Annotated in this window: 8 protein-coding genes and 1 tRNA gene; 3 read left to right on the top strand and 6 right to left on the bottom strand. The window is 49.9% G+C overall.

The window, feature by feature from the left end; genetic code table 11:
• The first annotated feature begins 164 nt into the window (after positions 1-164).
• Positions 165-1124 carry a cysteine synthase A gene (cysK, locus tag FEK30_RS05305; RefSeq protein ID WP_012305882.1) on the top strand — a complete coding sequence of 320 codons (960 nt, stop codon included), beginning with the start codon at positions 165-167 and terminating at the stop codon, positions 1122-1124.
• Between the two features lie 101 nt (positions 1125-1225).
• On the opposite strand, the gene FEK30_RS05300 is transcribed toward cysK, so the two are convergent.
• A complete protein-coding gene (locus tag FEK30_RS05300) occupies positions 1226-3400 on the bottom strand; it encodes a glutamine synthetase III family protein (RefSeq protein WP_138072198.1) in 2175 nt (724 codons plus the stop codon).
• A gap of 95 nt (positions 3401-3495) precedes the next feature.
• The gene (locus FEK30_RS05295) at positions 3496-6324 is read right to left on the bottom strand and encodes a cation-translocating P-type ATPase (RefSeq protein WP_138072196.1); all 2829 of its coding nucleotides are present in this window, start codon (positions 6322-6324) and stop codon (positions 3496-3498) included.
• Between the two features lie 376 nt (positions 6325-6700).
• Between FEK30_RS05295 and FEK30_RS05290 the strand changes: the two genes are divergently transcribed.
• Positions 6701-7162 (top strand): pentapeptide repeat-containing protein, encoded by a 462-nt coding sequence (locus FEK30_RS05290; protein WP_138072194.1) that lies wholly within the window; start codon positions 6701-6703, stop codon positions 7160-7162.
• 47 nt (positions 7163-7209) lie between these two features.
• A complete protein-coding gene (locus tag FEK30_RS05285; protein ID WP_138072192.1) occupies positions 7210-8922 on the top strand; it encodes a glycosyltransferase family 39 protein in 1713 nt (570 codons plus the stop codon).
• 102 nt (positions 8923-9024) lie between these two features.
• Here FEK30_RS05285 and FEK30_RS05280 read toward each other — a convergent pair whose 3' ends face one another.
• From FEK30_RS05280 to FEK30_RS05265, 4 genes are all read right to left on the bottom strand, one after another.
• On the bottom strand, positions 9025-9624 hold the full coding sequence (locus FEK30_RS05280; RefSeq protein ID WP_030006045.1) for a superoxide dismutase: 600 nt from the start codon (positions 9622-9624) through the stop codon (positions 9025-9027).
• Positions 9625-9900: 276 nt separating this feature from the next.
• A tRNA-Ala gene (locus FEK30_RS05275) sits at positions 9901-9973 on the bottom strand.
• A 127-nt stretch (positions 9974-10100) separates the two neighbouring features.
• Positions 10101-11201 carry an IS4 family transposase gene (locus tag FEK30_RS05270; RefSeq protein WP_138072190.1) on the bottom strand — a complete coding sequence of 367 codons (1101 nt, stop codon included), beginning with the start codon at positions 11199-11201 and terminating at the stop codon, positions 10101-10103.
• A gap of 21 nt (positions 11202-11222) precedes the next feature.
• Entirely contained in the window at positions 11223-12158 is a 936-nt protein-coding gene (locus FEK30_RS05265; protein ID WP_138072188.1) for an ABC transporter ATP-binding protein, read from the bottom strand.
• Positions 12159-12530: the final 372 nt, after the last annotated feature.

Genomic DNA, 12530 nt, shown 5'->3' with positions numbered 1-12530 from the left:
GATTACTGCCTCCAATTCAGGCCAGTCTTTGCCCCTAAACCAAGGGCCGATTACCCCAAATTTTCTCAAACAGTTGAAGGAACATCTTTTCAGGGGAGTCGGCATCTATAATGAACATCGGTTCGCCATTCTGTTTCACCCCTAGCGGCACAATCTCACCCACCATGAAAATTGCCAAGAACATTACCGAATTAGTAGGAAAAACGCCCCTTGTGCAGTTAAATCGTATTCCTGAGCAGGAAAATTGTGTTGCCCAGGTTGTGATCAAATTAGAAGGGATGAATCCAGCCGCCTCCGTTAAAGACCGCATTGGCGTCAACATGATCGAAGCTGCCGAAGCCGCTGGGGAAATTACCCCCGGTAAAACGATTTTGGTAGAACCGACTTCCGGGAATACAGGCATTGCCCTAGCGATGGCCGCCGCCGCCAAAGGCTATCAGTTAATTTTGACGATGCCAGAAACCATGAGTATGGAGCGACGGGCGATGCTCCTCGCCTATGGAGCACAACTCGAACTGACCTCTGGGGATGCGGGCATGAGTGCTTGTATCACCAAAGCCCAGGAAATCGTCGATACCCTGCCCAATGCCTATATGTTGCAGCAGTTTAATAATTTGGCGAACCCCGATGCCCACCGTAAAACTACAGCCCTCGAAATTTGGGAAGATACAGAGGGAAAAGTCGATATGATCATTGCTGGAGTCGGTACCGGTGGCACAATTACCGGAATCGCCGAGGTGCTAAAAAAATATAAGCCCGAATGCCAGGCGATCGCCGTTGAACCAGCCAATAGCCCCGTACTTTCTGGTGGCAAACCCGGCCCCCACAAAATCCAAGGCATCGGCGCGGGTTTCGTTCCCAGTGTGCTCAATCAAACCATCATTGATGAAGTGGTGACGGTAACCGACGAAGCCGCGATTAATTTTGGTCGTCGCTTAGCTAGGGAAGAAGGTATTTTATCGGGCATTTCAACGGGGGCCGCCCTCTGTGCTGCGATCAAGGTTGCCCAACGTCCAGAAAATAGTGGCAAACTCATTGTTGTGATCCAACCAAGCTACGGGGAACGGTACCTGAGTACTCCCCTTTATCAGGATCTCCCTGCCAACGTGATTCATTCGGTTTGAACTCGTTTTATCACACAATAAAAACCCCCTACATCGCCAGAGAACATAGGGGGCTTTTGGTTTTTATTGAATGATTGGCTGGCTCAATCGAGACGAATCATCTACTTAATAAACAGCATTTCCTGGTAGGTGGGCAGGGGCCAGAAGCTGTCTGGTAGTTCATTTTCCAACAGATCTGCGTAGCTACGAACCTCATCCATCAGAGGACGAATGGTGCTCGCGCAATAGTGCATATGCTCTTCTGTGGAAGCAAAATCTTCTTTTTCAAAGGCAGCACTGAGCTTTTCGGTGGCAGCCATCAGGTCATTGGTGAGACTAGAAACGGTTTCTGCACTTTTCTTCTCGAGGGAAATGCCGAGATTTACGAGGGCAGTGATGGTACCTGACAACTTAGACAGGTATTCTACAGCGGCAGGATAAACCATGGTTTTTGCCATGTTCATCACCAGCTTGGCTTCCACTTCGATGGATTTGATGTACTGCTCGGCGTACACTTCAAAGCGGCTTTCAAGCTCCACGGGGGTCAAGACTTTGAGTCGGTCAAACAACGCTCCAATTTCTGCTTCCTTGAGCACAGGTAGGGCATCCGCCGTCGTGGGGAGGTTACGTAAACCGCGCTCTTCAACGGCCATCCGGTGCCATTCTTCGGAGTAGCCATTGCCACCAAAGATCACAGAACCATGTTCGTTCATGATTTCCTTGAGAACTGTGAGGATGGCTTCGCTGATTTCTAATCCCTTTGCTAATTCACTCTCAAGGCGATCGCCAATCCACTCTAGGGAATCGGCCAAAATCGTATTGAGTGCCACCAAAGGCCCGGACACAGACTGGCTAGAACCCACAGCCCGGAATTCAAAGCGGTTCCCGGTAAAGGCAAAGGGAGAAGTCCGGTTGCGATCGCCCGCATCCTTAGTCAGTTCAGGCAGTACCGCCACACCGAGATCCATAACCCCTTTCTTCTTCGACTCAGAAACAGTGCCATTTTTGATTTGTTCAAAAACTTCCTCCAACTGAGAACCGAGGTACACAGACATAATGGCTGGGGGGGCTTCATTGGCACCAAGGCGGTGGTCGTTACTGGCATTAGCAATTACCGCCCGCATCAAAGGCCCAAACTTATGGACACCACGGATTACCGCCCCACAGAAGACGAGGAACTGAGCGTTGTCATGGGGAGAATCGCCCGGATCCAGCAGGTTACCCTGGGTTGCATTCCCCACAGACCAGTTCACGTGCTTACCAGAACCATTGATCCCGGCAAAGGGTTTCTCGTGGAGCAAGCACATAAAACCGTGCTTTTTCGCCGTGGTCTTGAGGGTGGTCATGATCAACTGTTGGTGATCACTGGCCACGTTTGCCGCTTCAAACACAGGCGCAATTTCAAATTGACCCGGTGCCACTTCATTGTGACGGGTTTTTGCGGGGATACCGAGCTTATACAGTTGCGCTTCCACATCCTGCATAAAGATTTGTACCCGCTCAGGGATGGCCCCAAAGTAATGATCATCAAATTCTTGGCCCTTAGCCGGAGACTTACCGAAAAGGGTACGACCAGCCAAGAGAAGATCCGGACGTTGGTGGGCGAAGTTAGAGTCAACGAGGAAATATTCCTGTTCTGCCCCACAACTGGAATTGACCCGGGCGATTTCGGTGTGACCCAACAGTTTTAAAACTTTCTGGGCTGCCTTATTCATGGCATCGATGGAGCGCAGTAAAGGCACTTTTTTATCGAGTGCTTCCCCGGTCCAGGAGACGAAAACGGTAGGAATACAAAGGGTCGAACCATTTTCGGTTTCCATGATGTAGGCCGGACTGGTCACGTCCCAAGCCGTATAACCCCGTGCTTCAAAGGTGTCACGGATCCCACCATTGGGGAAGGAAGAACCATCGGGCTCCCCTTGTACCAGTACCTTACCGGAAAATTCGGAGATGACTTTTCCATCGCTCTGGACAGAGACGAAACCATCGTGTTTCTCTGCGGTGAGGTTGGTCATCGGGTAGAAGACGTGGGCGTAGTAGAGAGCGCCCTTAGACATCGCCCAATCGCGCATCGCTGTGGCCACAGCATCGGCCACGGAAGGGTCTAGTTTTTCACCGGAAGTGATGGTGTTTTTGATAGATTTAAAAACGGCCTTTGGGAGACTGGCCTGCATCTTACTCAGATCAAAAACATTAGTAGCCCAAGCTTCTTCGAGCTTAATGGGCGGTTCACACTTGATGGGGGTACGATTGGTAATTTGCTGAATCGCTTGAACACGGGCGGCGTTTCCAGTCATAGGTTTTTCCGTAGATCTAACCGCACCATACTACCCAAGACTAATCCTAAAAACAGATAAGATCTATACAGAAATCGAATTCACTTTTGTTTTTTTCATCTGCTTTTTGGGGGATTTTTCCAAGCCCAATACCATTGGATCACAAGTTTTTCTAATTCTACCCAAACAAAGAGTAGGGTACTGACCCCCAAACAAATTAACAGTTGCTGGCCAGAGAGGCGTTGGGTGTCGAAAAATAGCCGTAGGGGTTCGACATAGATCAGCATGAGTTGGAGGATTGTTGTGGCGGCCACGGCAATGATTAGGTAGGGATTCCTTAGGGGATTACTGGTTAGGGTCAGTTGAGTACGCGAACGGACGGCGATCGCATGGCCCATTTGCGAAAGGCAGAGGGTCGTGAAGACCATGGTTTTCCAATTGTCGGGGTGGGCATTGTAGCTATAGGCCATGAGGGCAATGCTGATCACAGAGAAAATCAAGCCAATGCGCAGAATATAAGCGCCTAGCCCCCGCGCAAAAATACTTTCCTGGGGATTAAAGGGACGGCGTTGCATCACGTCGGGTTCAGCGGGTTCGATGGCGAGGGCCAGGGCGGGTAAACCATCGGTGACGAGGTTCATCCAGAGGATTTGCAGGGGAATGAGGGGCACTTCCGATAAACCGATCAAGGGAGCAGCGGCAATAGTAATTACTTCGCCAATGTTGCTACCGAGAATGTATTGGATAAAGTGACGAATATTCGTGTAAACGACCCGGCCTTCTTCGGTGGCGGCGACAATGGTGGCGAAATTATCATCAAGGAGCACCATGTCACTGGCTTCTTTACTGACATCGGTGCCCGTGATGCCCATGGCAATACCAATGTCAGCTTGTTTAAGGGCAGGGGCATCATTAACCCCATCTCCGGTCATGGCGACAAATTTACCGCGACTTTGGAGAGCCTGGACGATGCGCAGCTTATGTTCTGGGGCCACCCGTGCATAGATACTCACGGTTTCGACCATGGCTTCTAGATCGACCTGGGAAAGTTTACTAAGCTCTAACCCTGTGAGGGCCTTGGCGTCTGGGGTCGCAATGCCCAATTGTTGGGCGATCGCCTGAGCCGTAAGTTGGTGATCACCGGTGATCATCACGGGCCGAATCCCGGCGGCGCGACATTTCGCCACGGCCTCTTTGACTTCCGGACGGGGCGCGTCCATCATCCCCACTAGGCCCAGCCAAACCATTTCCTGTTCCGCATTTACCTCGGCTTGGGCTTCTGGTACATGGGTTAAACAACGTTGGGCAAAGCCCAAAACTCGCAAACCCGCCTGGGCCATTTCGTTGTTGCGCTGGAGAATCGCGGCCCGGTCTTCTGCTTGGAGGGGAAAAATACCTGTGGCAGTTTGGTAGGTTTGACAGCGCTCCAGCACCAACTCCGGCGAACCTTTGCAGCAGAGCAAATAAGCTACCGTTGATTCAGCTTGGTCAGGGTTTGGCGTGGCGCAAATAACGCTCATACGTTTGCGTTCCGAGGAAAAGGGAAATTCTCCCAAGCGGGGCCATTCTTTCTGGAGAGCTTCAGCAAATAGATCCCCTTTGCCAGCCAGACTCAGTAAAGCCCCTTCTGTGGGGTCGCCAATAATCAGCCAATCCTGGTCGTCTCGTTTTAAAACGGCATCATTGCAGAGGACACAAGCCCGTAATAATTGCTGCACTTCGGGATGTTGAGTTGGATTGAGGCTTTGATCCTGGGACAAAAATTCGCCAATGGGGGCGTACCCTTCCCCGGTAACCCGGAGGGACTGGTCTTGGGTTTCTAGGCGCTGTACCACCATTTTGTTCTGGGTGAGGGTACCCGTTTTATCGGAGCAAATGGTATCGACAGAACCAAGGGTCTCAACGGCAGGCAGTTTTCGGATCAGGGCCTGGCGTTTCACCATGCGCTGGGTGCCAATGGCAAGGGTAACGGTGATGACAGCGGGTAAGCCTTCTGGGACGACGGCCACGGCCATACTCAGGGAAACTTCGATTAATTCTTTGATGCGACTAAAATTACCCACCTGGAGGCTACCGAAAACCACCACCAAAATCACGAGGATAAGTGAGCCGGTGACTAGAATTTTGCCGAGGTGGGCCATCCGCTTTTGGAGAGGGGTTTGGCTAGCTTTGACGCTTTGGAGCATTTGGGCAATCTTGCCGAGCTCGGTGCTCATTCCAGTGGCAGTGACCAAGATCTTGCCCCGGCCTTGGAGGACTTCTGTGCCTGAAAAAACCATATTTTGGCGATCGCCTAGGGGCGTATCCGCCGCGAGCCCCACTGGACAAATCCTTTTGGTGACGGGGTTGGCTTCTCCGGTTAAGGCTGACTCGCGCACTTGGAGCTGGGCCGCTTCGAGGACGAGACCATCGGCACTGAGTTGGGAACCAGCTTCGATAAACATCAGATCCCCGGGCACCAACTGGGCCGCTTTGACTTCAGAAAATTGCCCCCCACGACACACCCGCACCTGGGGAGAAGACATTTTTTTGAGGGCGGCCAGGGCTTTTTCGGCGCGACTTTCCTGCATGAATCCCAACAGTCCATTGAGAACCACAATGGCCATAATGGCGATCGTATCCTTGAAGGGAACCGTTCCTTCCGGTAAGGCATTGGCACGGAGTTCTACAAAATCAATTACCCCAGAAATTAGGGCCACGACAATCAACATGATCAGCATCACATTTTTAAACTGATCGAGGAAAATTTCCCAAGTATTACGCCCCCGACCGACTTCGATTTCATTAGGGCCATAAAACTGTTGACGTCGTTCTACCTCTGGCCCTTCTAGGCCCTGTTGTTCATCCGTTTGAAATACTTGGAGGACATGGGCGATCGCCTGATGGTGCCAAGGGGCCGCTGGGTCTGGTAAAGAAGTCTTTTCGTGGAGATCACTCACAATCACAATCCAAAAAAAATATCGCTCAAATATTATCCGTAATCATAAAGGTTATCGCTCGAATATTGCTTTAAACTGGCAAAAATTATGAATTTTTGTTATACTATTAGTAACGGTCATTTTTCGACAGTAGCAAGACAAAATGTAACGGCTTTTGGCGAGAGTCAAGCAGGCAATAGAAGTTGTGAAATAATAAAAGTAAGGGACTTTGCACTCTGCATCAGAATTGATTTTTCGCTAAATTTTTTGGGGCAATAATCGACTGTGACGTCAGCTCCAATGATGTGAACAAGTACCCGCCGAAAGCCGATGACCTAGGCAACAAAAAGACCGTCGAAAAACTGGCTCGGTTTTGTGCAAAATTGGCAGGAGGAAATAAAATATGAAACGCCTATTATTAGCCCTCGCAACCCTCACAATACTCTTGGCGATCGCCAAGCCAGCTAGGGGCGAAAACCCAGACCACGTCAAACGTCTGCTGGAAACGGGTGCCTGCCAAGGCTGTAACCTCATTGGTGCGGATCTCAGGGAAGCGCACTTAATTGGGGCCGATCTGCGGGATGCGAACCTCAGTTATGCCAACCTCGAAGGGGCCAACCTCGAAGGAGCCGACTTAACGGGCGCGAACCTTTCTGGGGCCGACTTTACCGATGTTTTTCTGACTAACGCGGTCTTAAACTATGCGCGAATCAACCGGGTAAATTTCACCGCAGCACGGATGTATGACACCCATGTTTTTGGGGCTGTGATGGAAGATTTAACCTTAACCGATGCGGAATTGTTTAATACCGATATCAGCGTTGGTGGTAGCTACGAAGACTTTGAATTGCCCGAACAACAATAAAGAGTAATCTGCTATTGTCCTTTCAAGGCTGATCGGCGAAAGGCACCATGGCAAGCTCCCGAATATTTTCTCAGAAAGATTTTTATCTACTCGGCATTTGGGTGGGGTTAGGAACGTTATTGCGCTTCTGGAACCTCACCCTTAAGTCTGTGTGGGGAGATGAGTGGGCCACTTTAGTCTTTAGCTTGGGCCACGGTTTCCGGGAGATTCCCTTAGACCAGTTAATTTCTGCGGATCTTCTCCTGGCACCACTCCGCTATGAAACTGGTACGAATCTTGCGACAGTCAGCGAGATGCTCCTCAGTGAAAGTAACCATCCGCCTTTGTACTATTGGCTGACCCACCTCTGGCTCGATTTGTGGAGTACAGACGGGGAATTAATCAGTATTTTTGTGGGGCGATCGCCGGCTGCTTTTTTTGGGGTTTTACTCATTCTGGTGGTGTTCGGGGTGAGTGCTTGGGTTTTTAAAAATAAATGGGCGGCCCACGGTGGGGCGATCGCCATGGCCCTGTCCCCCTACGCCGTTTATCTTTCCCAAGAGGCCCGTCACTATACCCTGGCCATGATTTGGATGACCCTGTCCTATGGCTGTCTAGCGAAAATAATCCAGACCCAACAACGGTCGCACAAAATTCCGTTTCAAGTGTTATTAGGCTGGCTAATTGTAAATACTTTAGGGGTAGCCAGTCATTATTTCATGGTGCTATCGCTCTTTGCGGAAGGACTCGTTTTACTCTTTTGTTATGGTCAGGATTTAAGAAAAAATTGGCCCCAAAAATCTCCTGCAAAAATCTTTTTCCCAGGCTATTGGCAACGGATTTTTTGTGGGGCGATCGCCTCGGCAATTGTCGTTTTTCTGCTGCTCAACCACTGGCAGAGCCAAAATAATGACGAACTGACTTCCTGGCTCAATCAAGACTACGGTTGGGGGTTAGGAAATCTGCTGCCACCGCTCCGTTCCTTGGGGTGGGCCTTGGGAATGATTTTTATGCTACCCATCGAAGCAGATCAAACTTGGTTAGTGGTGGCCGCGGCGATCGCCCTTTTGCTGATTCTTTTGTGGTTTATTCCTAATCTGACGGCGGCATTTCAACAAAGCTGGGCACAATTAGAAGTCAAAATTTTTACAGGCATTATTCTTGCGAATCTGGTCACAATTCTTGGTATTACCCATGTGCTGAAATTGGATATTACCCTAGCTCCCCGCTATCATTTCATTTATTTCCCAGCGTTAACGATTTTATTGGGATTTTTCCTGGCGCAGATGGGGCAAAATATTGCCTGTTCTAAGTTATTCTGGCCCCAAAATTGTCGTCTCAGTGCCCTAATGATTGTGGGTTTAATGGGTTTAAGTAGTTTGTGTGTCAATGTCGATCTTGCTTACCGGAAACCCGAAAATAATCAGGCGATCGCCCAAATCCTCCAACAAAATTTAGACTGGAATGACCCTCAAATTTTTGCGACCCATTACTACGAAATTGCCGTAACTCGCACCCAGATGGGCCTTGCCTGGGCTTTGCATTACCTCGATCCCAGCCTGCAACCTCGGTTTTTAATTCTCGATAACTTTTTCAAACAGGATGCAGCCGCCAAAGTCCTTGCTGAAACTGCGACTCAGCTCACGACACCAACCCAGATCTTGATGTTTAATACCCATTTTGCGCCCCCAGAATCCATCTGTCCGTTGCAACCAGAAGCAGGGCAAAAAGTGACCGGATATCGCTATCGTTTGTATTTTTGCGATCCTTCTTTTAATTAATTTCCCCATCACCAAAAAAAGAGACCTACCCATGGTAAGTCCCTTGTCAGTTAAGTTAGATATTTTGAAAAACCAAATGAATCTTAGGATTCAAACAAGACGTTAGGCCGCTGCAAGGTTAGCCGCCACAAAGTCCCAGTTCACAAGACTGGTGAGGAAGGTGTTGATGTAGTCGGGGCGACGGTTTTGGTAGTCGAGGTAGTAGGCGTGTTCCCAAACGTCCATGGTGAGGAGGGGAGTTTGGCCTTCGGTCATGGGGTTGCCAGCATTGCCAGTTTTAGTGACTTTGAGGGTGCCATTGTCGAGGACGAGCCAAGCCCAACCACTACCAAACTGGGTGCCACCAGCGGTTTTGAAAGCCTCAACGAATTTATCGAAACTACCGAAGTCGGCGTTGATTTTGTCGGCGAGGGCACCAGTGGGTTGACCACCGCCACCGGGCTTCATGCAGTTCCAGTAGAAGCTGTGGTTCCACGCTTGGGCAGCGTTATTAAACAAACCTGCTTTGGCGGGATCTGCAGCTACGGCTTTGATTACGTCTTCGATACTTTTGCTATCCATGTCGGTGCCAGCTACGGCATCGTTGTACTTGGAGACATAGCTCGCATGGTGCTTATCGTGGTGAAATTCTAAGGTGCTCTTCGAGATGTGGGGTTCGAGGGCAGTGTAATCGTAGGGTAATGCAGGTAGTTCGTATCCCATGGTGGTGTTTTCCTCGTTGGAGTTTGCAGGATGCTTCAGAGATTTCCTATCTCAGGAAGATTCTGAAGTGAGAGTTGTTCGTAGAACGTACTGATTGAGATCTTAGCATGAACATTTACCGACCCTGGGTAGAGACATCCGCACCCTTATCCCTTGTGGGGCGATCGCCAAAACCTGATTTTTTACTGCGACAGTTGGGCACAATGCACCACGACAAAAGACCCCTGGGCGATTGGTCACCAGAGGTCTTGGATTTTCTGAAGATAGTTTTTTCGATGGAGATAACCGGACTCGAACCGGTGACTTCTTGCATGCCATGCAAGCGCTCTACCAACTGAGCTATACCCCCTTAGGCACGGATAATATATTGCCCTAACTATTTTAGGCTTGTCAAGCTTTGGGGGAAAAAGTTTTGGCTCGCCCTAGCTCATTTGGGCTTCGGGGACGGCTTGCTGGTGGTTTTGGGTGATTTCGACCTAAGTACAGGACAAAAATTGTATGGGGTGAAACCCTGACCCAAGTAGAGGTTGAGTAGAAACGGTAAAAAAGCGACGTAATAAGTCAAAACCATAGCGAAACAAACTCCGCGCTCGACGGCCATGGGCCTTGATGATGCGAATCGGCCTCTGACTATGTCGCCATAAACCCGCTTTCATCGCCCAGACAAACGCAATGGCCAACAGAGCCAGCAGCTTCGACAAACGTCTCTTATCGATAAAATGAGTCGATTCCAAGCAAAAGCCACGGGTTTTGAGGGCTCCAAACAGAGTCTCAATCCCCCAACGCCGACGGTAATCGGCCAAAGCATTTTGAGGCTCATGGGCCGTGATGATAATCAGAAAATCATCATCCGTTTGCTTCGATTTTTGTTTCGAGTCAAGACGAGTAGCGATGACATAGACCAGACGACCCCAGACCCACCGTTTTCCCGGCAGAATTCTTGTCTCACCCATGGCCAATGACCGAAATAAGTGAGTTCCCGCAATCGCTGGTTGTCCTTTACCTTTGCTAATCTTGTCGGTCTGACGGATGCGCAGACGAAAGGGAATGGGCTTATCCAGCATCAGGTATGACAGCCAGGGCTTACCAATAAACTCTCGGTCCCCTGTAAGATAGGCAATTTCCGCATCGGGGAATAAGATTTCAAAACGCTCGAACAAATCCATGCGCTCTGTACTGTTGCTGTTGCCCTTCTTCTTCTCCAGCATTGTCCACATCAGTGGATAACCGATGCCTTCATGGACAACACCCAGCATCAAGATATTGAAATCCGTTGTTCCGAATGACCAGTTGGTGCGGTCAATACTCAGGACCCAAGGTTGCGGGATAGCCGCGATATTCATCACCATCTGGGCGATTTTATCCAGGTTGACCTCAAAGGACTTGAAGAATCGCTGCATGCGCTTGTAATTGGACTCCTCAGTGGCGTCACCTCCCCAGACTGTGGCGAGTTCGGCGAGATTGACGGTTTTCGCCCGGAATAATGCTATCAGGAACATCGCAACGAAGGAGAGTCTGGCTCCATGCCATCCAATATGGGGTCGCAATTGGTCGCGAATTTCGCTAATCTGACTCATGAGGGTTTGCTTGGTTATCTTCTAATTCCTATCAAACCCTCTCCCTCTATCCTTTTCAAGTTTTTGTCCTGTACTGAGGATTTCGACATAAATATGTTCGAGCTGAATGCCTTGGCGGGCAATGGAATCGATGGGAATGCCCTGAAAAATATCGAGAATGTCTGAAAGTTCTAGGGCTTCTGGTAGCCAAAAGGCGAGATCGCCACCATAGTTGCGTTGGGTAAAGCCGGCGGCTGTCCCCTTGGCGATCGCCCCTTCTCTGTCCGTCGTTTGCAGCAGGACAACTTCCTTGGCGGGAATCCGTTGGCGTAGTTCCGGGAGCGTCCCCTCGGCGATAATTTGTCCCCCTTTCAGAATGCCAATGCGCTGGCAGAGTCGCTGGGCTTCGTCTAAAAGATGGGTTGTTAGCAAAATTGTCATGCCTTCATCCCGGAGCCGCTGGATTAGTTGCCAAATTTCATAGCGGGTTTCGATATCTAGGCCCGTGGTCGGCTCGTCTAAAATCAGCAATTGGGGTCGGTGCATCAAGGCAATGGCAATGTTCATCCGCCGTTGCATCCCGCCACTGAGGGTTTCGACAGGAGCACCGTGGCGATCGCCAAGTCCTACAGCCTCTAGACAAGCGCCGATCTGCGCCTGACAAGCCTGTTTCGACAGCCCATAGATGCGACCATAAAACCGGAGATTTTCCGCACAGGTCAGGGTTTTGTAGAGCAAATTTTCCTGGGGGGCGACACCGATGATCTTTTTCGTGGCTTCAGAAAGGGGAGAAGCGGCGATTTCAATGGCACCACCGTCGGCCTGGAGTAAATTACACAGGATATTGATGGTTGTGGTTTTTCCGGCTCCGTTCGGCCCCAGGAGACCATAAATTTCCCCGGTGTCGATCCACAAATCGAGGCCCTGAAGCACCGGGCGTTGGCCATAGGCTTTTGTGAGGTTGTTAATTTTCAACATAGGCGATCGCCTTTTTTCCCAATCTTAACCGTTGGGGAATTTGAGGGGCTATAAGTCCCGCGCTCTATCGCTTCGATGAGTGCCGGGATACTTCGGCAAGAGTTCGGCGAGGTTCACTCGAGCTGCTCAGTAACAACATGGACTCCTCAAGGTTGCTGAGTGGGGTTCGATGCCCTCGAAGCAGCCAGATTCGGTAGCCTTTTGATATGGTCTCGAATCAGTTCAGCGCTAGAACTCCCCCGTTCTTCTGGATTTCGCTCTAATTTGTCCAATTCTTGCTGAGTCAATCGAACTCGAAAAACTTTATTTCTTGCTATTGTTGCAGTATCCTTGTACTACAATGACTGTATCAGCTAACCACTGACTAGATTG

Source organism: Picosynechococcus sp. PCC 11901, assembly GCF_005577135.1.
Classification (GTDB): domain Bacteria; phylum Cyanobacteriota; class Cyanobacteriia; order Cyanobacteriales; family MRBY01; genus MRBY01.
This window is presented reverse-complemented; position numbering and strand designations above follow the sequence as displayed.

Bases quoted from the DNA above. Each gene is read 5' to 3' on its own strand.
- cysK (WP_012305882.1), top strand. From the start codon at position 165: ATGAAAATTGCCAAGAACATTACCGAATTAGTAGGAAAAACGCCCCTT.
- FEK30_RS05300 (WP_138072198.1), bottom strand. From the start codon at position 3,400: ATGACTGGAAACGCCGCCCGTGTTCAAGCGATTCAGCAAATTACCAAT.
- FEK30_RS05290 (WP_138072194.1), top strand. From the start codon at position 6,701: ATGAAACGCCTATTATTAGCCCTCGCAACCCTCACAATACTCTTGGCG.
- FEK30_RS05285 (WP_138072192.1), top strand. From the start codon at position 7,210: ATGGCAAGCTCCCGAATATTTTCTCAGAAAGATTTTTATCTACTCGGC.
- FEK30_RS05280 (WP_030006045.1), bottom strand. From the start codon at position 9,624: ATGGGATACGAACTACCTGCATTACCCTACGATTACACTGCCCTCGAA.
- FEK30_RS05270 (WP_138072190.1), bottom strand. From the start codon at position 11,201: ATGAGTCAGATTAGCGAAATTCGCGACCAATTGCGACCCCATATTGGA.
- FEK30_RS05265 (WP_138072188.1), bottom strand. From the start codon at position 12,158: ATGTTGAAAATTAACAACCTCACAAAAGCCTATGGCCAACGCCCGGTG.